This is a genomic window from Exiguobacterium sp. ERU653, from assembly GCF_018617775.1.
Taxonomy (GTDB): domain Bacteria; phylum Bacillota; class Bacilli; order Exiguobacteriales; family Exiguobacteriaceae; genus Exiguobacterium; species Exiguobacterium marinum.
The window spans coordinates 145,446-169,533 of record NZ_JACSKV010000002.1; the positions used below are offsets into that span (position 1 = coordinate 145,446).

General features: G+C 46.5%; 23 protein-coding genes. 7 read left to right on the plus strand and 16 right to left on the minus strand.

The features are described 5' to 3' along the window. Positions 1 to 9: 9 nt before the first annotated feature. From celB to KNO95_RS10750, 3 genes are read right to left on the minus strand one after another with little or no spacing between them, the layout of a single operon-like run. Positions 10 to 1,317, minus strand: coding sequence for a PTS cellobiose transporter subunit IIC (gene celB / locus KNO95_RS10740; RefSeq protein ID WP_214703811.1), 1,308 nt, complete (start codon positions 1,315 to 1,317; stop codon positions 10 to 12). Between the two features lie 23 nt (positions 1,318 to 1,340). Beyond that, positions 1,341 to 1,685, minus strand: coding sequence for a PTS sugar transporter subunit IIA (locus KNO95_RS10745; RefSeq protein ID WP_251125161.1), 345 nt, complete (start codon positions 1,683 to 1,685; stop codon positions 1,341 to 1,343). Between the two features lie 5 nt (positions 1,686 to 1,690). After that, positions 1,691 to 1,987 carry a PTS sugar transporter subunit IIB gene (locus KNO95_RS10750; protein WP_026824620.1) on the minus strand — a complete coding sequence of 99 codons (297 nt, stop codon included), beginning with the start codon at positions 1,985 to 1,987 and terminating at the stop codon, positions 1,691 to 1,693. A gap of 133 nt (positions 1,988 to 2,120) precedes the next feature. On the opposite strand from KNO95_RS10750, the gene KNO95_RS10755 reads away from it, so the two are divergent. Further along, complete coding sequence (locus KNO95_RS10755; RefSeq protein WP_214703606.1) at positions 2,121 to 3,908, plus strand: type I phosphomannose isomerase catalytic subunit; 1,788 nt, start codon at positions 2,121 to 2,123, stop codon at positions 3,906 to 3,908. A gap of 126 nt (positions 3,909 to 4,034) precedes the next feature. Beyond that, on the plus strand, positions 4,035 to 4,472 hold the full coding sequence (locus tag KNO95_RS10760) for a hypothetical protein (RefSeq protein WP_214700869.1): 438 nt from the start codon (positions 4,035 to 4,037) through the stop codon (positions 4,470 to 4,472). Between the two features lie 114 nt (positions 4,473 to 4,586). Here the strand turns inward: KNO95_RS10760 and KNO95_RS10765 are convergent, their stop codons facing one another. From KNO95_RS10765 to KNO95_RS10790, 6 genes are all read right to left on the minus strand, one after another. Further along, the gene (locus KNO95_RS10765; protein WP_214703605.1) at positions 4,587 to 6,032 is read right to left on the minus strand and encodes a glycoside hydrolase family 1 protein; all 1,446 of its coding nucleotides are present in this window, start codon (positions 6,030 to 6,032) and stop codon (positions 4,587 to 4,589) included. A 16-nt stretch (positions 6,033 to 6,048) separates the two neighbouring features. After that, positions 6,049 to 7,899 carry a beta-glucoside-specific PTS transporter subunit IIABC gene (locus tag KNO95_RS10770; RefSeq protein WP_214703604.1) on the minus strand — a complete coding sequence of 617 codons (1,851 nt, stop codon included), beginning with the start codon at positions 7,897 to 7,899 and terminating at the stop codon, positions 6,049 to 6,051. A gap of 102 nt (positions 7,900 to 8,001) precedes the next feature. Beyond that, positions 8,002 to 8,853 carry a BglG family transcription antiterminator LicT gene (gene licT, locus KNO95_RS10775; RefSeq protein ID WP_214703603.1) on the minus strand — a complete coding sequence of 284 codons (852 nt, stop codon included), beginning with the start codon at positions 8,851 to 8,853 and terminating at the stop codon, positions 8,002 to 8,004. 210 nt (positions 8,854 to 9,063) lie between these two features. Beyond that, the gene (locus tag KNO95_RS10780) at positions 9,064 to 9,807 is read right to left on the minus strand and encodes an AAA family ATPase (RefSeq protein WP_214703792.1); all 744 of its coding nucleotides are present in this window, start codon (positions 9,805 to 9,807) and stop codon (positions 9,064 to 9,066) included. Then, positions 9,798 to 11,066: a HAMP domain-containing sensor histidine kinase gene (locus KNO95_RS10785; protein ID WP_214703602.1), complete on the minus strand. Its 1,269-nt coding sequence runs from the start codon at positions 11,064 to 11,066 to the stop codon at positions 9,798 to 9,800. Before KNO95_RS10785 ends, KNO95_RS10780 begins: the two co-directional genes overlap by 10 nt. Next, on the minus strand, positions 11,063 to 11,713 hold the full coding sequence (locus KNO95_RS10790; protein ID WP_026824624.1) for a response regulator transcription factor: 651 nt from the start codon (positions 11,711 to 11,713) through the stop codon (positions 11,063 to 11,065). The genes KNO95_RS10785 and KNO95_RS10790 overlap by 4 nt, the downstream gene beginning before the upstream one ends. 144 nt (positions 11,714 to 11,857) lie before the next feature. Between KNO95_RS10790 and KNO95_RS10795 the strand changes: the two genes are divergently transcribed. Next, positions 11,858 to 12,409 (plus strand): hypothetical protein, encoded by a 552-nt coding sequence (locus KNO95_RS10795; protein WP_214703601.1) that lies wholly within the window; start codon positions 11,858 to 11,860, stop codon positions 12,407 to 12,409. A gap of 33 nt (positions 12,410 to 12,442) precedes the next feature. Here KNO95_RS10795 and KNO95_RS10800 read toward each other — a convergent pair whose 3' ends face one another. Both KNO95_RS10800 and KNO95_RS10805 read right to left on the minus strand, forming a co-directional pair. Next, the gene (locus KNO95_RS10800; protein WP_214703600.1) at positions 12,443 to 13,150 is read right to left on the minus strand and encodes a hypothetical protein; all 708 of its coding nucleotides are present in this window, start codon (positions 13,148 to 13,150) and stop codon (positions 12,443 to 12,445) included. 63 nt (positions 13,151 to 13,213) lie between these two features. Then, positions 13,214 to 15,130, minus strand: a complete 1,917-nt coding sequence (locus KNO95_RS10805) for an endonuclease MutS2 (protein WP_214703599.1) — start codon at positions 15,128 to 15,130, stop codon at positions 13,214 to 13,216. 457 nt (positions 15,131 to 15,587) lie between these two features. On the opposite strand from KNO95_RS10805, the gene KNO95_RS10810 reads away from it, so the two are divergent. From KNO95_RS10810 to nagE, 3 genes are read left to right on the plus strand one after another with little or no spacing between them, the layout of a single operon-like run. Next, entirely contained in the window at positions 15,588 to 16,076 is a 489-nt protein-coding gene (locus KNO95_RS10810; protein ID WP_214703598.1) for a PTS sugar transporter subunit IIA, read from the plus strand. Positions 16,077 to 16,096: 20 nt separating this feature from the next. Then, positions 16,097 to 16,939, plus strand: a complete 843-nt coding sequence (locus tag KNO95_RS10815) for a PRD domain-containing protein (RefSeq protein WP_251129395.1) — start codon at positions 16,097 to 16,099, stop codon at positions 16,937 to 16,939. 2 nt (positions 16,940 to 16,941) lie between these two features. Beyond that, positions 16,942 to 18,432, plus strand: coding sequence for an N-acetylglucosamine-specific PTS transporter subunit IIBC (gene nagE, locus KNO95_RS10820; protein WP_214703597.1), 1,491 nt, complete (start codon positions 16,942 to 16,944; stop codon positions 18,430 to 18,432). 285 nt (positions 18,433 to 18,717) lie between these two features. Here nagE and htpX read toward each other — a convergent pair whose 3' ends face one another. Further along, the gene (gene htpX, locus KNO95_RS10825) at positions 18,718 to 19,605 is read right to left on the minus strand and encodes a zinc metalloprotease HtpX (protein WP_214703596.1); all 888 of its coding nucleotides are present in this window, start codon (positions 19,603 to 19,605) and stop codon (positions 18,718 to 18,720) included. Between the two features lie 18 nt (positions 19,606 to 19,623). Then, complete coding sequence (locus KNO95_RS10830; RefSeq protein ID WP_015880351.1) at positions 19,624 to 20,172, minus strand: LemA family protein; 549 nt, start codon at positions 20,170 to 20,172, stop codon at positions 19,624 to 19,626. Positions 20,173 to 20,300: 128 nt separating this feature from the next. On the opposite strand from KNO95_RS10830, the gene KNO95_RS10835 reads away from it, so the two are divergent. Continuing rightward, positions 20,301 to 21,485 carry an amidohydrolase gene (locus KNO95_RS10835; protein ID WP_214703595.1) on the plus strand — a complete coding sequence of 395 codons (1,185 nt, stop codon included), beginning with the start codon at positions 20,301 to 20,303 and terminating at the stop codon, positions 21,483 to 21,485. A 10-nt stretch (positions 21,486 to 21,495) separates the two neighbouring features. Here the strand turns inward: KNO95_RS10835 and KNO95_RS10840 are convergent, their stop codons facing one another. From KNO95_RS10840 to KNO95_RS10850, 3 genes are all read right to left on the minus strand, one after another. After that, entirely contained in the window at positions 21,496 to 22,824 is a 1,329-nt protein-coding gene (locus KNO95_RS10840) for a hemolysin family protein (RefSeq protein WP_034770728.1), read from the minus strand. 91 nt (positions 22,825 to 22,915) lie between these two features. Then, the gene (locus KNO95_RS10845; RefSeq protein WP_026824634.1) at positions 22,916 to 23,389 is read right to left on the minus strand and encodes a DMT family transporter; all 474 of its coding nucleotides are present in this window, start codon (positions 23,387 to 23,389) and stop codon (positions 22,916 to 22,918) included. A gap of 11 nt (positions 23,390 to 23,400) precedes the next feature. Then, on the minus strand, positions 23,401 to 24,075 hold the full coding sequence (locus KNO95_RS10850; RefSeq protein ID WP_214703594.1) for a Crp/Fnr family transcriptional regulator: 675 nt from the start codon (positions 24,073 to 24,075) through the stop codon (positions 23,401 to 23,403). Between the last annotated feature and the right edge of the window lie 13 nt (positions 24,076 to 24,088).

Below are 24,088 nucleotides of genomic sequence, written 5' to 3' on the forward strand. Positions count from 1 at the left end.
TCTATTTGTTTACACTGCTTCCTGTTTATCTGTTGATTCTTCTAATTCTTTCTTCAAGTTCATTCGATCAATAAATTTCAAGAATGGGAACCAAATCGTCAAAATGATAAAGAAGTTCACGATTTGAAGAAGACCTCCCGCGAGCGAATTCGTGGCCATAATTCCACTTAAGAACATAGGGACGGTCCATGGAACGGCTACACCCGTCGGCGGTGGCACTAAACCTGTCGACATCGCGAAATACGTGACCGTTACCGTCACGAGTGGTGCGACAATCCAAGGAATCATGATGAGCGGGTTCATGACGATTGGAAGTCCGAAGATGACCGGTTCGTTTACGTTGAATAGTCCAGGTCCAATGGAAAGTTTTCCGATTTGTTTCAACTGTTTTGATTTTAAGAACAATAAAATGGCAACAACGACAGCGAGTGTTGATCCTGAACCACCAAGCCCAACCGTGTAGATTTCAATGAATTGCTTACTGATAATGTTCGGTACTTCCCCAGTCGATGTATAAGCTGTCAAGTTTTCAACGGATAGCGTGTTCCAAATCGGGTCCATTACCGAGTTGACGATAACTTGACCATGGAGTCCGAAGAACCAAAATAGCTGAACGAAGAAGATTGCAATTAACGTTGGAATGAGACCATTCCCTAACTTCACGAGGGGTTGTTGAACGACATCGAAAATAATGTCATGCAAGTTCATCTCGAAAATATTAGTTACAATAATATTGAGTGATAAGAAAACTGAAAGCGTGAGGAGTGCCGGTACTAAGGCTGAGAAAGACTTTGCCACTGCCGGCGGTACTCCATCAGGCATTTTAATAGTCCAATTTTTTTGAACGACAAAACGATACATCTCAGCAGAGAGAAATCCAGTAATCATCGCAAGGAACATCCCTTTTGCTCCAAGACGATCTAACGGAAGGACATTACCTACGGCTTCACTCATTCCTTCAATCTCAATTACAAATGGAGTGACCAAAAGGAATGAAACCAAAGAAATTACTCCGCCAAATACAGCTTCAACTTCATAGCTTTTTGAAAGATAATATCCAATCCCAAACACAACGAATAAGGACATGATTCCCATTGTTGCTGAAGGTGCAATGCCTAATGATGATTTAAAGATATTTAATGTACTCTCGGACATAAAGCGATCGAGAAATGGCAGGTTGGCAATAACAACGATGATTGACCCAAACATGGTAATTGGGAAAGCAAGCATGAAGGCATCTCGCAATACTTGTAAATAGCGACTGTTATTTAAATAGGTCGCCATCGGCATGAGCAGTTTACTGATCATGTTGAACATTTTATTGTCCTGTGACATATGATTCACCCTTCTTGATTAGGATTTACAATCTTTTGTTCGACCATTTCGACCAAACTAGCTGTCAAATCGAGCATCGTTTGCGTAGACATTAAATGGTCTTCTGCATGAAGAAGCAATAATGATACATCTGTTTTTTCTCCATTTGCTTCTCGCTGAATTTGTGAGAAATGTGTTTGATGTGCTTCTTTCAGTTGTTCACGTGCCTCAACAATCTTTTCTTCAAACGTTTCATAAGAACTCGTTTTGTACAGTTGAATCGCTTCCTGAATCGTACTTCTCGCATTGCCACTGTGCAGAATCATCATGAATGCCATTTGCTCCAATGTTAATTCATCGACATTTTCCATCTCGTTCACCCCATTAATTTCAACGCTTGTTCGTACGCAGCTTTGCCATTCGCCGTGCCGTATGCCATCATATCGATTACTTCAATCGGTGTTGATGTTTGCGCTTTCAATTTGTCTAATAAAAATCGCATTTGTGGACCGATTAAAATCACATCCGCCTCGTCCATCTCGGTTACGACTTGGTCTTGTCCGACTGCCCAAATTTTTGCCTCATCCCCGATTGATGTGGCATGGTCTTTCATTTTCGTCACGAGCAAACTCGTCGACATACCAGAACTACACGCTAATAAGATTTTCTTCATGTGTCTTCACTCCTTATTTGAAATCGTTTACAACTTTTATTATACACATGATTAATTTCATGTCTATACTTGATTTAAACTTTATTTAGTTTTTAAATTTATAAGTGTATATTAATTTCGAAGGAGGATGGATATGAGCACTATTCTTTTACAGCCGCACTATCAACATCGACTTTGGGGTGGAGAACGTCTGAAGCAATTTGGTTTTGAATTCAATGAACATTCGATTGGTGAAGCCTGGACAGCTTCTGCATTAGAAAAAGGAGGAACTTCTGTTGCGTCTGAACCTTACTTCGGTCTGTCTTTACGTGAGCTCTATCAACAACATCCAGAGTTGTTTCAAATTAGCGCGGACGAGTTTCCTCTACTGATTAAATGGATTGACGCAAACGACGATTTGTCTGTCCAAGTTCATCCAGATGATTCATTAGCAAACCGACTTGAAAATGAACCTTATGGAAAAAATGAATGTTGGTATATTTTAGATGCTCCGGCAGATGCGACACTCATTTACGGTCACTCCTATACCACCTCAAAAGATTTCAATAAAGCGCTTGAAACAGGGGATTTGGAAAACGGTTTGATACGAAAATCGATTCGTCCCGGTGATTTTTTCTATGTCCCGGCTGGCACAATCCATGCATTGACAAGAGGAGTATGCGTACTCGAAATTCAACAAAGTTCAGACACGACCTATCGTCTATACGATTACAATCGGCTGGATTTGACGACCGGTTGTCCTCGTGAACTTCATGTGGAGAAGGGTACAACCGCTTCTTTCGTCCCTCATCTTGAATACAGCGAACCAATCCGCCAACTGGATCATTTTCGAACAAGTTTGACGAAAAATTCATTTTTCTTTGTTGAAAAATGGAATGTTGCCGCGAAAGAAAGGATCACTACTGACACATTTCGGTTACTATCTGTCGTTCAAGGAACATTAATTATTGACGATATGGAAGTCCATACCGGCGGCACACTCCTCCTTCCTGCCAATGAGTCATTCTTGATTGAGGGAGAAGCGACTTGTCTTGTAGCTGGTGTTCCTTCCGATGAGAAACAAACCATTCGAATCGGTATCGACTTAGGAGGAACCAACACTCGGATTGCCGCCGTGTCATTAAAAGGAGATGTATTAAAACAATACACGTTTAAAACGCAACCGCAATTACCTTTCGAGGAGACACTACAATCTATTGAGATGGCGATCCATCAATTCGGTGTCGAGTTCGACATCCAGCATGTCGGCATCGTGGCACCCGGGCCTCTCGATTTAAAGAGAGGGATGTTTTTAACTCCTCCGAACCTTCCGAATTGCCATAATCAAAAAATCATTGAACCTTTAAATCAACGCTTAAATCTTTCTGTCTCGCTTGAAAACGATGCGAACGCTGCTGCACTCGCAGAAGCGAAATTCGGAGCTGGAAAAGGGTACGATTCCGTTTTTTATGTAACAGTCAGCACGGGAATTGGTGGCGGTTACGTGTATAAACATCAAATCATTCGAGGGGCAAACGGCAGTGCCGGTGAAATCGGGAATATGATTATCCGTTCGAACGGACCAGCTCACCCTGTACTGAATCGAGGCTCTCTCGAATCACTCGCTAGTGGTACAGCACTCATAAAGCGAGCTAACGATAAAGGATATACAAATGTACCTTCGCTATTATTGGATGCCGAAGACCGCCATCACTTTGTCGAAGAACTGGCTAGTGGACTAGCTAATATCATTCATACCGTCGATCCGGATGTGATTGTATTGGGTGGCGGTGTCATGATGTCGGCCTCATTATTTTGGAACGAATTACAACAAGCAGTCTCGAATAAAATGTATCCACATGCTAGTGGAAAAACGCGTCTATGCCTCACTCAATTGTCAGGAGATGCGGGCGTGATCGGCGCTGCCTTTGTCGACGCGTAATAAGATTTGAAAAACGAGAAACAAACCGAAATTACACTTTCTTTCCTAGACTGAGTTAGATTCATTTACTTTAGCATGGTAACGTGAAATGATAATCATAGTAACTTGTTAAAGTGAGGTGCCGGTGTGTCTACCACAGAGTACGAAAAAGCGACATCTATTTTGCATCACCTCTTTATCGCCTCTTCCTTTGTCGGAATCGACTTCGGTTCCGGCCCGAACCATCATCTCCTCTATTTCAGTCGCCAAGGACTGGAATCTTGGATCTCTATCGAGGGACCGTGGCATGTACACGCCACACAAAACACGTTTGACGAAGGTGAACAACTCGAACAGCTCATGCGCTTAAGACGAGAGCGCATCCATCACGTACGGCTCGGAGACGATCACCCGCATCTCGAACTGGAATTTGAATCCGGCTCTCTTCTCTTCATCAACGGATACCAAGAGCACTTTGAGTGCTGGCAAGCAGGGGACGCGAGACCACTTGGCGGAGACGACTATCTATTGGTCGCGATGCCTCAAGGAGAACTCGCTTTATTTGCGGAAGGAGACGACGAATGAGCACGTGGATGGATATTGTTACGTATATGTTGATTGCCGGAGGCGTTAGTCTCGCGATCATCTTATTGCGAAAGATTACGAAAGCATGAAAAAAACGGCCGAGGCCGTTTTTTTTCATTTGACTGATTCTTCTTCATACAAGCTTGCGCCTTGTGAACGAATCACCTCTTGATACCAAAAGAATGACTCTTTCCGTTTTCGTTCTAACGTACCGGTACTATCGTCATGTCGATCCACATAAATGAAACCATACCGTTTGCTATACTCACCTGTCGAAGCACTCACCAAGTCAATACAGCCCCAACTCGTATATCCCATCACTTCGACTCCATCTTCGATTGCGTCCATCATCCCTTTCAAATGGTCACGCAAGTAATCGATACGGTAATGGTCATGAATCGTTCCGTCCGACTCGACTTTGTCATATGCGCCTAGCCCGTTCTCAACGATGAATAAAGGAACCTCATAACGCTCATATAACTTGTTCAAGATAACGCGAAGTCCCGTCGGATCAATTTCCCATCCCCAGTCGCTCGCCTGTAAATATGGATTTTTGACCCCACTCATGATATTTCCTTCCGATTCATCCTGGTTCTTTTCAGCTTTTTCAGTACGGGACATATAGTAACTGAGCGAAAAGAAATCAACTGTATTTTCTTTTAGGATTTCAAGATCGCTATCTTCCATTTCGAGTTCAATGCCATTCTCTTGGAAGAATCGTTTCGCAAAGTTCGGATACTTCCCGCGTACATGAACGTCTCCGCAGAAGAAGTTCATCATCCGCTCAGCATCGTGTGCATACCAAACATCATCCGGGTTCGAACTATACGGATAAACGGGGGCCGCGATGAGCATACATCCAATTTGCATCGATGGGTCAATCTCGCGTGCCGCTTTCGTCGCAAGTGCACTTGCGACCAGTTGGTGATGAAGTCCTTGATACGTGAGTTGTAACGTGTTTTCTTCTTCCCGAATCGCAATTCCGAGACTGAGCATCGGCATGAATTGAGCTCCATTGATTTCGTTAAACGTCAACCAATATTTGACCTTACCTTGATAACGTTCGAATAAAACGCGACTATATCGTTCAAAATATGTGACGAGACGGCGGTCCCGCCAACCCCCATATTGTTTTGCAAGATGTAGCGGCATTTCATAGTGAGAAATCGTGACAAGTGGTTCGATTCCTTGTGCGACCAACTCATCGATGACACGATCGTAAAATTGAAGACCTTCCTCATTCGGTTCCATTTCATCTCCTTTCGGGAAGATTCGTGACCAGGCAATTGACATACGGAATGTCTTGAATCCCATTTCCCTAAAGAGGGCGATATCTTCTTTATAGCGATGATAGAAGTCGATCCCTTCATGGTTCGGATACGAATATTCATCATGTAATTCAAAATCAAACGTTGGGTCATGAATGATCTTCATTCGGTGTTTCCCACCTGGCATCACGTCAGCAATCGAAAGTCCTTTACCGCCTTCCTGATAACCGCCCTCTAGTTGATTAGCCGCAGTGGCCCCGCCCCATAAAAATTCACTCGACACTTGTTTCACATTGTCTCCTCCTTTGTTATACAATGACACGCAATACGCCATGATTCGCTTCTACCGTTCCTGTATAAGTTGGCAATACATCTAAATAATGATCGGTATTCGTCACAATGATTGGCGTGATCGTGTCATATCCTTCACGAGCGATGGCATCCATATCAAACCGGACGAGCGAATCTCCTTCTTTCACTTTCTGTCCATCCGTCACAAATGTTTCAAAGTACTTTCCGTTTAGTTTAACCGTGTCTATACCAATGTGAATCAATACTTCCACACCGGTATTAGATCGAAGGCCGATTGCATGTTTTGATGGGTAAACCGTGACGATTTCGCCGTCAAACGGAGCATACACTGTACCTTCTGAAGGCATGATGGCAATTCCTTTCCCTATCGCCCCACTCGAGAACACTTCATCTTGAACCGTCTCAAGTGACACGACTTCTCCTTTCAATGGAGCTGAGACCGGAAAACCTACTTGCTCAGATACAGACTCTGCGACTTCTTGTTCCTGCGACTCGACTGTCGCTTCTTCTTTGTGGAACACCATTGTCAATACGAGGGCGACCACTGCTGCTACCGCCATTCCAATAAATGCGCCGTAAAAGGCTAAATCGACACCCGTTGCCGGAATCATAACTGGGATACTGAAGATTCCGAGTCCTCCCATCGCATAAGCTGCTGTACCGAACAGACCACCAATAACACCACCTGCCGCTCCACCAATCATCCCGAAAACGAATGGCTTCTTACGAGGTAACGTCAATCCGTACATAGCCGGTTCTGTAATCCCGAAGACACCCGCAATGGTAGAGGAAGTCCCTAAACCTTTCACCTTTGGATTTTTCGCCTTTAACGTGATTGCTAAAACAGCACCGACCTGACCAAATGTGGCCATCAATACACCGACAACGATCGTATCCATACCGACAACCGATAAGTTGTTGATGATGATCGGCACAAGTCCCCAGTGAAGTCCGAACATGACGAGCACTTGCCAGAACGCACCGATGAATGCGATGGCGATTGTCGGACTCAAATCATATAAGAACGAATATCCGTTCGCCAACCCTTGACTCGCATACGTCGCGACCGGTCCAATTGCTAAAAAAGTCAACGGGACAACAAGTAACAATGCCATCATCGGCGTCGTGAAATTTCGGACCGCCTCATGTGTATGGCGGTTGAAGAATGTTTCGACTTTTGAAGACATGTATGTCGCCAAGATGATTGGAATGACCGAAGACGCATAACTCATCAAGACGACTGGTACATTGAGAAACGTTAACGACTCACCCGCTCCTTGAATCGCGACAATCGAAGGATAAACGAGCGCCCCCCCGATAATCATCCCAATGTACGGGTTCCCACCAAATTTCTTCGCAGCCGAATGTCCTAAAATCACGGGTAGGAAGTAAAATAGTGCGTCTGCCGCAGCATTTAAGACGACATACGTTCCCATCTCTTGTTTCAATAATCCGAGCGCAACGAGAATCGCAAGCAATCCTTTCAAAAGACCACTACCTGCCATTGGTCCGAGAATTGGAGTAAAGATTCCGGCAATCACATCAATCAGTCGGTTGAACACGCCTGTTTTCTCTTCAGCGTCGGTCGATGCAGTTTGAAACCCGCCGACTTCGACAATCTCTTTATAGACGTATGGTACATTGTTTCCGATTACGACTTGAAACTGTCCGCCGCTTTGAACGACGGTGATGATACCATCTTGTTGTTTCAATGTAGCCGCACTCGCCTTTGATTCATCTTTTAGTTTGAAGCGTAATCGTGTTGCACAGTGAAAGACGCTTTTGACGTTTTCCTTACCGCCGACATGCTCCACAATCGTTTCTGCCAGTTGTTTGTATTGGTCCATTTTGTTCACTCCTTATCATTTTAGGTAAAAAGAAAAACCTAAATCACCACACAACAACTTGTGTAGTCATTTAGGTTTGGCCTGCATCATCAGTAACCATCCTTAGGATCGACGCTCTTTCATTAAGTTTTCGATATGAATCATCATATACAGTCGTTCGTCCATCGACACGTCGTAATGATATTTCGTCGCAATCAACCCTGCGATTTTTTCGACACATTCAAACGCTTCTGGATATCGCTGTTTTACCATCAGGAACAGGGTTTCGTCACCCGTTGATTTGACCCTCTCTCCGGATGCGAGGCGCTGCACAAAATATTTTAAATGGGTCAAAAATCGTGCATACGCGTATGATTCTTCGTCCAATTCGATTTGAAAATGGTACGTAATGATCGTCAGAATCGCTTGCGTAGCTCTCGTCATCTCGGTGACAAGATGAAGGTTTTCACCCTTGACACCAGACATTGTCGCATTGACGAGGTGTAAGGCAATCGCAACTGCTTCGTCTTCATCAAGCTTGACCTCGTGCCGCTCATTAATCAGGTTAACCGCTTCTTTTCCGATAGCGAACTCCGGAGCATAAAATCGTTTCACTTCCCAAACGAGGGGATTTCGAATTTGGATTCCATCCTGATACCGACTAAGTGCGAAATGGAGGTGGTCCGCTAGTGTCACATAGAGCGAATCATGAATGGGTTGATTCAACCGCTGTTCGGCCAATCTGACAATTTGCTTCACTGTTTCCATCTCAGCTGTCGGCATTTCATTTAAAAAGTGAACGAAACGCTCATAGCTTTCTTTACTCTCGAGCGTAAAGATTTTTTCGATTCGCGCCTGGTCAATGACATCGCCGGGTCGTTTTTGAAACGCAATCCCACGTCCCATCACGACCTGTTCTTGACCGTTCGCATCGATTGCTACGACGTTGTTGTTATACACTTTTGAAATCTGCACGGTCTCCTCACCTCGCTCTCATTCAACTGAACTGAAAAGAAAAAAACCTAAATTCACACCAGAGTCCAATGTGGAGTCATGGCGTCAATTTAGGTTTTGCCTGCATCACCAGTAACAATCCCAAAGTGGATTTTCTTCTTTTCGATATAAGCATACTCCCTATAAATCTTGACGTCAACATAAAATTAAAACGCTTACATCGTGACCGTTTTACTCTTCAAATAAAATCCGCTGCATCCGCTCCGGCGCTTGTAAATAGTCGCGCATGACCCGTACATGCTCGAGGTCATCAAACAGCGTCGGGGAAAGTCCCGTCTCCACTTGTAAGATCATCGCACCCGGATACGACATCAAGATGGGCGAGTGACTGGCGATGATAAATTGACTGCCGGATTGTACAAGTTCATGCATCCGAGCAAGCATCGTCAGTTGCCGCATCGGTGACAACGCGGCCTCGGGCTCATCCAAAATATAGAGGCCATCGCCACGGAATCGATGCAACATGAGGGAGAGGAACGCTTCCCCGTGCGACTGCTCATGAAGGGAACGTCCTCCGTACGCTTCATAGAATCGCTCCATGTCAGGTCCAAGTTTCGCCATCTCATCCACATAACTCGACAACTGATATGCCGTTTCCGCACGTAAGAAAAATCCGTCTTTCGGACGATACGGTCCTCGAATCGGGCGCAGCGCTTCATACAAAGAACTATGCGTTGACTCCGTTTCGAATTGGAAGGAAGGTGCTCCGCCTTCTGGGTTGAATCCAGCCGCCACGGCCATCCCCTCAATCAACGTCGACTTTCCACTCCCGTTCTCTCCAACGAGAAACGTGACCGGATGATGAAACGTCAGTTCATCGAGTGTCTGAAAGATTGGTAACGAGTAAGGATAACCCGTTGATTGGATGCGGTCTTTCTCTAACCGCACCCCACGTAAAAATAAAGTCATGTCCATTCGATCCAAAACGTCGCCCCCTTCTCTGACTCGACCCCATAAGAAAGTCCTTGTGCTTCAAGAAGTAATTTCGTGATAGCGAGACCTAGACCATGTCCGTTTGAGCGGTCTCCTTTCACATACATATCCCAAATCGAAAGTTGGACGACAGGGTCAATCCCGTTCCCTTCGTCTGTTACTTCTAGTCGATTAGGTGTCAGTTTGATTGTGATACGTCCGCCGATAGGGCTCGCTTCATACGCATTTCTTAAAAAGTTCGAGAGAACCCGTTCCATCGCCAATCGATCGGCTTGAATCGATACCGTTTCGAGTTGCAGATCGAGCGTCACGTCTTTTTGTCGGAACCACTCGGACATGCGTGACGTTAATCGGCGAACTAAGTCATCTAGTTGAAGCGATTCCATTTCAAGTGGAATCGTCCCAGAGGACAACTTTGAGTATTCGAGCATCTGATTGACAAGCCGGTCGATTCGGTCTATTTCCTCCGTAATGCTTTTGCCCGTAATAGCCACCTCCATCTCATTAACGACACCGAGTTCCAACATTTCCGCCTCATTCCGGACAATAGCGAGCGGTGTACGCACATCATGGGTCACTCCAGAGATGAACGATTTTTGAAGTGCCTCTTTTTCTTGAAGGGAGGCATTCATTTGTCCGATCGTGACGGTCAAATCCCCAATCTCATCGTTCGTCACATTCGGAAGAGTAATGTGATGTTGTCCTTCCATAATCGATGCGGTCGCTTGCTTCAACTCGACGAGCGGTTGCGTGAGCCGTCGACTCATCCAAAACGTGACACCGATGGCAACCATCAGTGCCAAAATAAATCCACCCGCTAAGATGAGATAGATTTGCTGAAACTGTGGATTTGAGAATGGCACAGGACTGTACGTCACAATTTGAACGTTCCCTTCTTCTTGCAAATACGTCAAGAAACGAGTCCCGTTCACACTCACCTCGTCCTGAACTGTTAAGTCATCCGGGTCGAGGCTGATCGGCATCATGCGGTGCATCCTTCCACCACGTTCTAGCTCGATACGTTGCCCGTCTTGAAATAGGAGTACGTCTAATTGACCTGGAATTCCACGTCCTTCTTGGATGGCTTCATACACGATCGCCGCCTCGCGCTCCAATTGCGTATACGTCTCCTCTTCTGCGAACCGTCCGATTAAAAGTGACGTGAGACCAAATGTTAAAAGCGCCATCACAGCAAGGGGCAAGATAGCTGTCCACAATAATTTCTTCATTAAGCGATTCATGACAGTCCCTCTAATCGATAACCGACCCGATGAACGGTCTTCAGCTGTTCTTTTAGTGTAGGTGATTTATCACGTAATTGTTTAATATGGGTGTCGACCGTACGTGTATCTCCGACGAACGCATAATCCCATACATCGTCGAGCAGGCGATTCCGATCCAACGCCTCACCGACGTGCTTCCATAAATACAAGAGCAGTTCATATTCTTTGTTCGTCAGCCGGAGCGTTCTTCCGTTCTCTTGTACCATCCTCGATTTGAGGTCGATGGTGAGCGCACCGAACCGAATCATATCGGTCTGTTTCACGAGACGCTTCAGGCGAATCTCCAATTCTTTCAAAACGATGGGTTTGACCAAATAATCGTCCGCCCCAAGTTCTAATCCGAATACGCGATCATCTGCTTCACCACGAGCCGTCGTCAGGATAATAGCAGGAGCGGGCTGTTGCGCTTTTAACGTTGGAATCAAGGTCCATCCTTCTCCATCAGGGAGACGGACGTCGAGTAAAACTGCATCAAAGCGCTGATGTAACTGTTGCTTCGCTTCGCTGAGGGTCATCGCCACTGTCACATTAAACCCTGCATATACTAAAAAGCGAGACATGCCGTCCGCAAGTTTTTGTTCATCTTCCACTACGAGTACGTTCATCTTCTATCGCCTCCACATCCATTATATCGTACACATGGAATGCCCCACCGTTTCCCAAAGACAATTTGCAGAAATCTTGCAACTCTCTCACAACTTCAGTTCTCTCAAGTTCTACACTTGAAGTATCAAAAGGAGGAGATATACATGAAATCAACAAAATTAGCAATCGCCTTGGCCAGTCTATTGGCTGTCTCAGGCACTGGCGTATATGCCGCGACGAATGACACGACGACAGATGAATCGACAACGACGGAATCGACACAATGCGAGCGTGGAGAAAGAGGTTCTGGCATGGTTGGTGACCGAGAAGCGGGTCATACAGCGCTTATCGAGGCGCTCGGATTGACAGAAGAAGAAGTGGATGCAGCCCGTGAAAATAGACAGTCGATTCATGAGCTCGCAGAAGAAAAAGGCATTTCAATTGATGCATTCATCGACGCGATCATGACGTCACACGAAGAAAAACTTACGACTGCTGTGGAAGACGGGAAATTGACTCAAGAAGAGGCCGATCAAATCCTAGCGGATCACGAAGAGCGCTTTGCTGACGTGACGAGTTACGATGATTTAGAAGATGCACGTGGCATGCGCGGTGGACGAGAAGGTGGTCGCCATGGCCATGGTCACGGACCACATCATGACGACGCTTCAACAGAGAACGATAGCAATGTAGAGAGTCAAAGCAACAGCTTGTAAGTCAAAAGGCAGCCACACGCGGTGGCTGCCTTTTTATATGACGAGTAATAAAAACGCATATCCTAATAAACCAATCAAAAATGCACCAAAACTACTCTCTCGCTCAGCAGGTAACTCTTCTTTCATGACGTTCAAGATGACGCCACCTGCCAAAAAGGCGACAACGATAGATAGACCGAGTTCATTCACTTCTCCAAACGAACCGACCGCCCACCCTACAAGTACAGCAAGCGCTAACAAGACGCGTCCCTGTCGATCATAAAGTTGTTGATGATGCTGACGCAATCCTTGATCGACCGTAACAAAGTGAATGCCAAGCGCTATGAAGTAAAGAAACATCGTCCCATTTGACTGAAATTCACTTTCTGCGAGCACATATCCGATGCTAAACGTATAGAGCGTGAATGAACCTATGTGAATCCAAAACACATACGGTTTTTGTTTACGTTTGTTGGCCGTTGCGAATCGCTCGAGCCCGTAAAAGACAGCCAGTCCTAACATACTGATGATCAAGATATGGTTCTCGAGGGAGGCGAAGACGTTGTTTCCAATCTCCCCTTCTAGTTCACGTTGGTACTCATTTAACTCTGGCAATAGATGAAGGAATACATAAGCAACGGCAATCCCGCCCGCCACTGATAAAAAACGGCTCCTCGGCACTTCACGCACATGAATGAGCTTTCCTGAAAAAAAGTGAATCATCGCAAAACCGAGTGCAAACCAAAAACTTAACTCGAACACATAAGCCCCTCCCGCATTAAGACTTCTCCCTATGTGCTTTTACCCTTTCGCTGTATGTCACATTCATTTTCGGTTAGATCGCTCTTGTTTCTTTCTTTCCCGAATCTCTTTCTCCACTCGCCGTAGCGCTTTTTTCGATCCTCGTTCGAAGTCGTGCGCCTCCTTTCGTTCCTGATACGTCGTGAATAGCGTTTCCAAATCATAGTCAGCCGGATAAAGCTCTGTGGCACGTGCTTCTAACCGGACACGACGACTCGGCAACTCTACGTAATCGTCATTCACGAACACTCGGACATGCCGACGAGATGCATCGAACGCATAGACAAGCCCGACTTGATTCGTCTCTAACAACCGGACACGGTCACCTTTTTCAAAGCGTTCCGCCTCTTCAAGCGGTGCCGCTTCGATTTCGCGTGTGATTTTAGAATCATCGACTTTCGTAGTGTCATACGTTTTCTCGTTCATGTAACGAGATGCCTGTTTCAATATCGCTTCCGGCAACTTCATCTTGCGGGCGATAAAGAGGGCGTTGCTATCACCAGACTGCCCCATGAGCAATCGATATTTCGGTTCGAGCGTTTCCGGGTCAAACTGCATCGCAGCGTTCATGAAATCTGGGTGGGATTCAGAATACGATTTGATTTCTCCGTAATGGGTCGAAGCCACGACAATCGCCCCTCGTTTATATGCCGCTTCTAAGATGGCAATTGCAAGAGCGGCTCCTTCGTTCGGTTCCGTACCGCTTCCGATTTCGTCGAATAACAAGAGTGACCGTTTTCCAGCGGTTTGCATAATATTCGCCACATTGTGCATATGCGCCGAGAACGTACTGAGTGCCGACTCCAAATCTTGATTATCTCCGATATCGACGAACACCTCATCGAATGTAGAGATGACCGTGTCGGTGTGTGCCGGGATATGCAATCCTGTCATGGTCATGAGACTGAGAAGTCCAATCGTTTTCAATACGACCGTCTTTCCGCCGGCGTTCGGTCCGGTGATAATTAAGCCGCGATAGTCCGTCCCGATGGCAAAATCGAGTGGAACGGCACTTTCTAAGAGTGGATGACGTACTTGTTTCAATTGAATTCGACCAGTCGCATTCACGTGTGGTGTCACGCCATTAATCGATTGACTATACTTCCCTTTGGCGAAAACCATATCGTACTGGGCGATGACATCGAGTGTCGATTCAATTTCAGGAAGGACTTCAGTCACTGCTCCCGTCAATGTCGCCAACACTTGATACACTTCCACCGCTTCTTCCGTACGCTTGACGACGAGTTCTGCATTCAATTTTGATATGGCTTCCGGTTCGATAAAGACCGTCGTGCCTCGATTCGATGTGTCTACAATCGTACCCGCTACTTTGTGCTTGTATGAAGCTTTGATTGGGATCGTGAAGCGGTCCTGTTTTTTCGTGACAAATCCGTCTTGAATCATCTCGCGATTGGCAGCGCTCTTTAAGAATTTGTTCAATCGTTCCTCGATTCGTCCTTCCAAAATGTCGACTTGCTTGCGAATCCGCTTCAACTCTTTCGACGCCTCGTCGACGACTTGACCAGCTCGAATCGCTCGTGTGATGTCTTCTTCTAGCGTCCGCCATTCGCCCATCCCGACAGCATAAGCCGAAAGAAGCGGTGCAAAGAATTCATGTTCGAGCATGAATCGTTTCAGTTTGCGCGCTCCCCGTAAAAACTCGGCGACCGCTTCAAGTTCTGTTGCTTCGAGTTGGATGCCTCGTTGCAGTTTCCCGATAATCGTCTCCATGTCAGACACGCCGATAAATGGGACGTGTGACGTCGCATCTAAAATCGCTCGGGCTTCGGACGTTTCCTGCAGACGTTTCTTCACCGTCGCGATGTGGCTCGTCGGACGTTGTTGTCTGAGTAACCTTCTCCCGAATCCGCTGATGCAGAAGCGCTCTACTCTCGTCATCAATTCGTTGTATTGTAATTTTTCAAATGTTTGTTCGTCCATGTGTCTCTCTCCTCAAATGATAGAATCGAGATACCGCGCAAACAAAAAAGCGTCGGTCGATGACGACCAACGCAAAAAGACAGACCGGTGTCTGGCAGTTTTTGATGGGCGGTATCTGTAACGGAACATGACGGCATGACAAATAAACGTGTCATCCGACATTTTTCAGTTCGTTAGGCAGATACAACCTCACTCATCAACATGCAACACCTTTCTCACTTAGATTCGTCCTTACTATACAACAGATTCTCTGCCTTGTAAAATTTTAGAGAACGCTTTCAAAAAAGTCTTGTGTCTTAAATCCACACATGTTATGTTGAACGTGAAGAAACGAATAGCGATCACATGTGACTGATTCGATCAGGCATGGGGTAAGACGTACGGTGCATGCCACCCGTCTATACTCCATGCCTGTTTTGTTTTTCGGCGTTTTGTTTCAAGAAAGGATGTAGTAGATATGCTATGGAATAAGTTAATGAATCGACACAAACCCACACTGCACTCACCAATGGAAGGAGACGTCATTCCACTCGAACAAGTAGCGGACTCGGTCTTCAGCGAAAAAATGATGGGCGACGGTATTGCCATCACACCAACGGATGGCGCCGTCGTCTCACCGGCTGACGGCGAAATCGTACAAATCGCTCCGACAAAGCACGCCATCGGCATTCGGACCGAGGATGGGGCTGAGATTTTGATTCACGTCGGTCTCGATACCGTCGAACTCGAAGGTCGACCGTTTGATCTTCAAGTAGATGTGGGCGACCACGTTAAGACGGGACAGCTGTTACTGACAGCAGACTTAGCACAAATCCATCAAGCCGGTAAGGACACGGTCACGCCAATGGTCGTGACGAATGGAGGCGCGCTTGCTCATCATTACGCCTTCACATTCACGAAGGAAGCCGTACCAGGCAAGACGGTTGTCGCCCGAGTGGAAGCGTGACTCCGGAACAAGGAGGACACATGATTAAAATCAAAAAGATTCTAAACAACAATGCGGTCATCGTCTCAGATGATGGGGAAGAAAAGATTGCGATTGGTCCGGGCGTCGCGTTTAAAAAAACGAAGAACGACATCGTCAATCCACATAAAATCGAAAAGTTTTTCATCATGCCAGAGAATGACAAGTTCCAACAGTTATTGAGTCGGATCCCGGTTGAGCACTTCACCGTTTCCGAGGATATTATCTCCTATGCAGAGAAGCGTCTCGAGACATCGTTCAACGAACATATCCACATCGTCTTGACCGACCACATCTCGTTCGCCATCGAACGGGAGATGGATGGCATCTTATTACGCAACAAACTGTTGAATGAGATTAAAATCCTCTATCGCAATGAGTACGAGATTGGACTGTGGGCGATTGAACATATCGCTGAAAAGCTCAACGTGAAAATGCCGAAAGACGAAGCCGCGTTCATCGCGCTTCATATCCATACGATGAAAGTGAAAGGAGGTGATTTACGCAAGACGGTCAAACAGACAACGATTGTCCGCGACATGATTCAATCGATTTCAAGACGACTCGATGTATCCATTGAAGAAGATGACTTATCCTACCAACGATTATTAACCCATTTACGGTTCGTCATGGATCGGGTCAACCATTACGATCATCACACGATTGATGAAGACATGCTTCGCATGATTCAGACGAAGTTCACGTCTGCTTATGCGTGCGCATCTGATGTCGCGAAAGAAATGGAAGAGACATATGGCATCGTCTTGCCCGAGTCAGAACTTGGTTATATTACGCTTCACATCCAACGTCTACAAGATCAACACCATCAAAAAGGAGGACATTAACAATGATGAACTTTTTCCAACGTCTCGGACGTTCTCTCATGTTACCGGTCGCCGTACTTCCGGCTGCCGCCATTCTCATGGGGATTGGTTATTGGATTGACCCAGTCGGCTGGGGATCTGAAAACATTGCCGCTGCATTTTTAATTAAAGCGGGTGCCGCCATTATCGATAACATTCCAATTCTTTTCGCAGTCGGGGTCGCCCTCGGGATGGCCAAAAACCGTGACGGTTCAGCAGCACTTAGCGGACTTGTTGCCTTCTTGACTGTCACCACGCTTCTCTCTGCGGGAACGGTTGCGTTGTTCCAAGGAATTGATGTAGAAGCCGTCAACCCAGCATTCGGTAAGATTGGGAATGCTTTCGTCGGGATTCTATCCGGTCTCGTCGCCGCTTCCATGTATAACCGATTCAGTCAAGTCAAACTACCTGATGCTCTCGCCTTCTTTAGTGGAAAGCGTCTCGTTCCAATCATGACAGCCTTCTCGATGATTCTCGTATCGGTCGCCCTTTACTTCATCTGGCCGTTCGTCTATACAGGTCTCGTCGGATTTGGAGAATCGATTTCAAAACTTGGCGCATTCGGTGCCGGACTCTACGGCTTCTTTAACCGTCTCTTAATTCCAACGGGTCTCCACCACGCCCTCAACTCTGTTTTCTGGTTCGATGTCGCCGACATTAACGATATCGGAAAGTTCTGGTCAGGTGAAGGTGAAAAAGGTGTGACGGGGATGTATCAAGCCGGTTACTTCCCAATCATGATGTTCGGTCTTCCGGCCGCAGCACTTGCGATGTACCACACAGCGAAGACAAAGCGTAAGAAACAAGCGGCCTCACTTCTTCTCGCAGCTGCATTTGCTTCATTCTTTACTGGTGTGACAGAACCACTCGAGTTCTCATTCATGTTCCTCGCACCTGTTCTTTACCTTGTACACGCCGTCCTTACAGGAATCTCGCTCTTCATCGCGGCAACGTTCCAATGGACAGCCGGGTTCGGATTCAGTGCAGGATTGGTTGACTTCGTGTTGAGTTCACGCTTGCCGCTCGCGAACCAACCGTACATGTTACTCGTTCAAGGTCTCGTGTTTGCAGTCATTTACTACGCGATCTTCCGCTTCATGATTGTGAAGCTCAACTTAGCAACACCAGGTCGTGAATCGGATGAAGTCGTTGATGCGGTTGCAAGTGAAACGACAGACGGCGAAACGAAAGTCGCACCGGTCGCATCAGCTTCTGGTAACGAATTCTCAGCCATGGCGAATATGATCTATGACGGTCTTGGTGGTGACAGAAACGTCACGGGAATCGAGTCTTGTATCACACGCTTACGCGTCGATGTCAAAGACATGGATACGGTCAACCAAGATCAAATCAAGAAAGCCGGTATTCCAGGAATCAAAGTCGTCAGTCCAAACCATATTCAAGTCATCGTCGGGACAAACGTTCAGTTCGTCCTCGATGAGATTGAAAAAATCCGTAGCCACCGCGCTGGATAAACGTCGAAAGCCACCTCATTCAGGTGGCTTTTCTTGTTTGGCCGCATAGCGTTTATAGAATTGTATGAAATAATAGAGGAAAATCCACGGCAAGATGTACTGCGTGAGCCACATGAACACCTTAAGCACTACCTGCACTGTATATGGTACTAGTCCTAATAAAAACAATACGACTAGTAAAGCAACTCCTAAACCTATGTACATATTTCTACTCAAATCATCTACCCCCCTTATTTTCCCAGTTCAGTGTAACATAAAGAGCCTGTCGCAACGGACAGGCCCTTCTTACATTTGACGAAGTCGGGAAATACGCTCCACTGGATCGGGGTGCGTCGAGAACAGACCGCTCACTTTCTTTTTAAGTGGATCGGAGAAGTAAAGCGGTGCCGAGGCACTCGACGCTTGCTCGACCGGCGTCTCCACGTTTGCAATCTTCTCAAGCGCCGAGGCGAGTGCATCCGGGTTACGGGTCAGTTCCGCTCCACTCGCATCTGCCAGAAACTCACGATTACGTGAAATCGCCATATTGATGAGCATTGCAATAAGCGGGGCCAACACCAACAAAACGAGTCCAATGATGAGAAAGATTGGATTTTGATTTTGGTCACGTCGTCCTCCACTGATACTCCGGAAAAATAACATGCGCGACCCGATATCACTCATGATGGCGATCACTGACACGAGTGCGAGCGTGACCGTCGAGAGTCGCACGTCATAATTTTTAATGTGTGCGACCTCATGCGCAATCACACCTTCCACTTCTTCACGCGACAGTTGATCCAACAGCCCGGTCGTGACGGCGACGGCCGCCTTTTCTGGTTTCAGTCCGGTCGCAAATGCGTTCGGTGACGAATCATTGATGATAAAGATGCGAGGCATCGGTACTCGCGCGACCATCGCCATGTTTTCGACCGTATGCCATAAAAAGCGGTGCTCTTCTACCGAAGTCACTTCTTGCGCCCGGTTCATTCTCATGACGATGTTCGTACTCGACATGATGACGATACCGACATAAAACAAGGAAAAGACGGGTGTGAAAATCAACCCTGGAATCGCATCCCCATAATTGACGTAGGAGATGGCTGCTCCGACGAGAAGGACGAATAAAACGAATCCTGTCACGATGAACACCGTCTTCACTTTATTCTTTCGAATTTGTTCATAGAGGAGCATACGTGCCACCTCGATTCATCAAAACGAGACGCGAACGTTCTCGCGCTCTTCGGCACGCGCCTCGAGCATATCGCGCTTTTCAAAGTGGTGGACGGACGCGATGATATTCGTCGGTACCGATTCGATTTTTGTGTTATACTTCATGACCGTATTGTTATAGAGCTGGCGCGAATACGCCACTTTGTTTTCCGTCTGTGTCAATTCTTCCTGCAACATCTTGAAGTTCTCATTCGCTTTCAAGTCCGGGTACGCCTCACGAAGCGCAAACAAGTTTTTCAGCGCCCCGCTCAGCTGATCGTTCACCGCCATCTGGTCTTGGCGATTCGACTTTTCTCCGAGCTGGTTTCTCAGCTCAACGACCTTCGCAAGCGTTTCTTGCTCGTGTTTTGCATAGCCCTTCACCGTTTCGACCAAATTCGGAATCAAGTCATAACGCCGTTTTAATTGCACATCGATTTGAGCCCACGCCTCGTCGACCCAATTTCGATATTTGACGAGCCCGTTGTACATCGAAAAATAGATGAGTACGAGCACGACAACTGCTACAATCGCAATAATCCACCCCATGTTGGCACCTCATTTCTTCAGTTTCTCCTGTATTAATTCCCTTTACTCATATAAGATAAGCTTAACTTTCAAAAAAATCTGCAAATGGTTGCAATTCTTGATGCGTTGATCACAAAGGAGTGTACGCAATGACTGTCACGAATGCTGAAATACGCTTGACGGAGTTATTTGAAGAAATGGTATCCCTGCGACGTCATTTTCATCAATATCCGGAACTGTCTTTTCAAGAAGTCGAAACACCAAAAAAGATCGCCTCGTACCTCCGTGAACTTGGGATCGAAGTACGTGAACATGTTGGCGGAAACGGTGTCGTCGGTCGAATCAAAGGCGGTGACGGTCCGACCATCGCGTTACGCGCTGACTTTGATGCTCTTCCCATTCAAGATGTGAAAGACGTTCCATATCGTTCAAAAGTAAATGGCGTCATGCATGCTTGTGGACACGATGCCCATACAGCGACACTTCTCGTCCTCGCGAAAGTATTAACCGAGGTGTCACTTCCTGGAGACGTCGTATTGATTCACCAATTTGCCGAAGAATTATCTCCAGGTGGTGCCAAACCGATGATTGAAGACGGATGCCTCAACAATGTGGACTATATTTATGGTGCGCACATTTGGACACCGCTCCCTTTTGGAACAGTTGGTGTCAAAACAGGTCCTATCATGGCCGCAGCCGATCGATTTGAATTGACGATTAAAGGAACAGGTGGGCACGGTGCGATTCCACAACATACGGTCGATGCCCTCATGGTCTCCGTAAACGTAGCAAATCATCTCCAACAAGTTGTCAGTCGACGTATCGACCCACTCGAACCTGCCGTGTTGACTATCGGGACGCTCCACTCCGGGCAAGCGTTCAACGTCATTGCCGAAGAAGCGAAGTTATCTGGTACCGTGCGGACATTCACTCGGGAGACGCAAGAAAAAATCATCTCCGATATGGAACGAATCATCCGTTCTGTCTGTGAGGCGAGTGATGCCGATTACGAATTGGAGTATATAAAAGGGTATCCTGCTGTCGTGAATCATGTGACCGAAACAGAACTCGTCCGCTTGAGCGCGATGGATGTCGTCGGGGCAGACGGTGTCATCGAAATGTCCCCGCTCATGGTCGGGGAAGACTTCGCTTACTATGTCGAGCATGTCCCCGGTAGCTTTTTCTTCACAGGGGCAGGGAATCCCGGGCTTTCAGCAATCTTCCCTCATCATCATCCTCGCTTCGATGTGGATGAACGGGCGATGTTGCACACGGCTCACGTCTTGTTAGGCGCTTTACAACGCACATGGATGACACATGAAAAAGAGGACTGATGCGACCGCATCAGTCCTCTTCTGTGATTGGTTCTTGTAGTTCTGAGACAAGCACTTGGTCGACACGCTTTCCGTCCATATCTACGACTTCAAAGCGAAGTCCATACGCTTCGACCACATCGCCCCGTTTCGGGAAATCGCCGAGTGCATAAATGACGAGTCCGGCAAGTGTGTGATACGAGTTGCGCCCTTCGTCGAATCGGTTATCCCGAATCTCAAACGTTCGTTTCAAATCTTCGATTCCAAGCAAACCGTCCGCTAAATATGACCCATCTTCGCGACGTACCACTTCCGGTGTATCCTCTTCAATCATGACTTCTCCGACGATTTCTTCCAAAATATCGAACAAGGTGACCATGCCAAGGAATCCACCGTATTCATCTAAGACGAAGGCAATCTCGACACCATTTTTCTGCATCATCTGAAGTACTTGGCTCGCCTCTCGTTGTTTCGGAACGATGAGCGGTTGCTTGATGCGCTTCAAAATCTGTGATGGCTCACGTAATGTCGGTAACGTCAAAATGTCACGGACATCGATATATCCGACAAAATCGTCGAGCGAGTCGCGACCGACCGGTAACTTGTTATGTTTACTTTCATAGATCGACTTCTTGATATCATCCATATCATCTTCTAAATCGACCCACTCAAGCGTCGTCCGAGGTTGCATGAGTTCATAAATCAATTGATCGTGAAACGCAAAGACGCGTTCGACTTGCTGTACTTCTTCATGGGCGAACTGGCCTTGCTGTGCCCCCTCAAAGAGAAGCTGTTTAATCTCAAGCTCCGTCTCACCGCTCGTTTGTTCTGCTTTCAAGCCAAGCAGCTTGAACAAAAAGAGTGTCGATTTCGATAAAATCCAAATGAATGGCTTCATCACTTTACTGAATAAATCAAGTGAAGGGATGATTGCCATCGTGACTTTTTCAGGAGACACAAGCGCAATTCGCTTTGGCACCAATTCACCGATGATTAAGGACAGATACGTAATAATCGTTACAACGACCACATAAGCAATCGTTCCGGCATACTGTGCACTCATTCCGGCTTGTTCAAACGCAGAGGCGAGTGGTGCCGAGAAGCGCGCACCCCCGTAGGCCCCGTTAATAATCCCAATTAATGTGATTCCGACTTGAACGGTCGACAACAAATCTGTCGGGTCTTTCGAATAATGGAGTGCAATCTTTGCACTTCGTTTCCCTCGATTTGCTTCAACCTCAAGTTTTGCAGGTTTCGATGAGATGAGCGCAATTTCTGTCATCGCAAAAATCCCGTTCAACACAATCAAAAACAAAACAATCAACAAATCAATCACTATGGAAGAATCCACTTTTTTCATCACCTCAGCTATTTTTTAAACCATACCGCTTCATTTTAACAAAAAATCGTTACCAACCTGTACCCGTTTTACTCAAAAAAATAGCCACTCCTCATGAAGTAGCTTCGTTGACTGCTTGTTTGGCGATGGCCGCTGTCTGAGACTGTTTAAAGAGAATGACCCCGACAAGAAGGATGGTGAGCCCTACAATTTGTCCAGCCGATAACGTGATTTGAGGCATCCCGAAGGCTCCATACAAATCGACGAGTAACGCCCAAATGAGTTGTGACACGAGAATGAGCGACACCGACAACGTTGGTCCAAGTAACTGGATACTCCGCATGACACAATAAACGACACCGACCCCAAGCAATCCACCGAGCCAATAGATTGGAGATAGCTCACGTAATCCGGCAAGATTTCCTCCAAATAATAACAACGGGATGATGGATCCGACCAGACCGACGATAAAGACTAATACCGTGGTGGCCCAGGCCCCTAAATTTGTATTCATTTTCGCGTTGACCGCCGCCTGTACACTAATAAATGCCCCAGCTACAGCCGAACAGATAATACCAAATAGCATATGACCTCTCCTCACTCATAAAACATGCCGTTCGCACGTTCTTTCAATCGCTCACTATTTAAAATGATGACTTCTTTTCTCGTTCGTTTCACTAATCCCTCATCGACAAATGCTTGTAGCGTCCGGTTCAAGTGACGATAGCTCGTCCCAAGCCATTCCGCAACTTCTTTGCGCTTCAATTGACTCATCTCGGCTTGAAACAGTTCGTTCTCGGATTCACTAAGAGAAATCAAATAACCGGCCAATCGTTCTTCTAGTGTCGACATGAGGTGATTGGATGAGGCGTTCGCCTCGATGAATAGCTTTTCCGACACACCTCGTAACAGATGTTCCGTGAATTCGACCGTTCGGTTATGATGTCGAAGTGTTTCAAACGGGATTCGCAAACACGTCACCGGACCGACCGCTTCAACCGTATGCAAGACGTTACGTCCACTCGCATACTCGATATCTCCAATGAGCGTCGGGGCAGCCTTCAAACGTAGCAGACGCAACTTCCCTTCTTCACTGAGCGTATAAATTTTGACGCGTCCTTCGAGTACGACGAACAAGGATTCAATCTGTTGATCGTTTGAACAGAGCATCGTTCCGGATGCATACGTGACCACCGACGATGCCTCGAGCGTTTCGGTCGAAAAAAGATGATTCCACTGCAATCGTGTCAGTGCATCCATAATATTCATCATTAAAATTGAACTC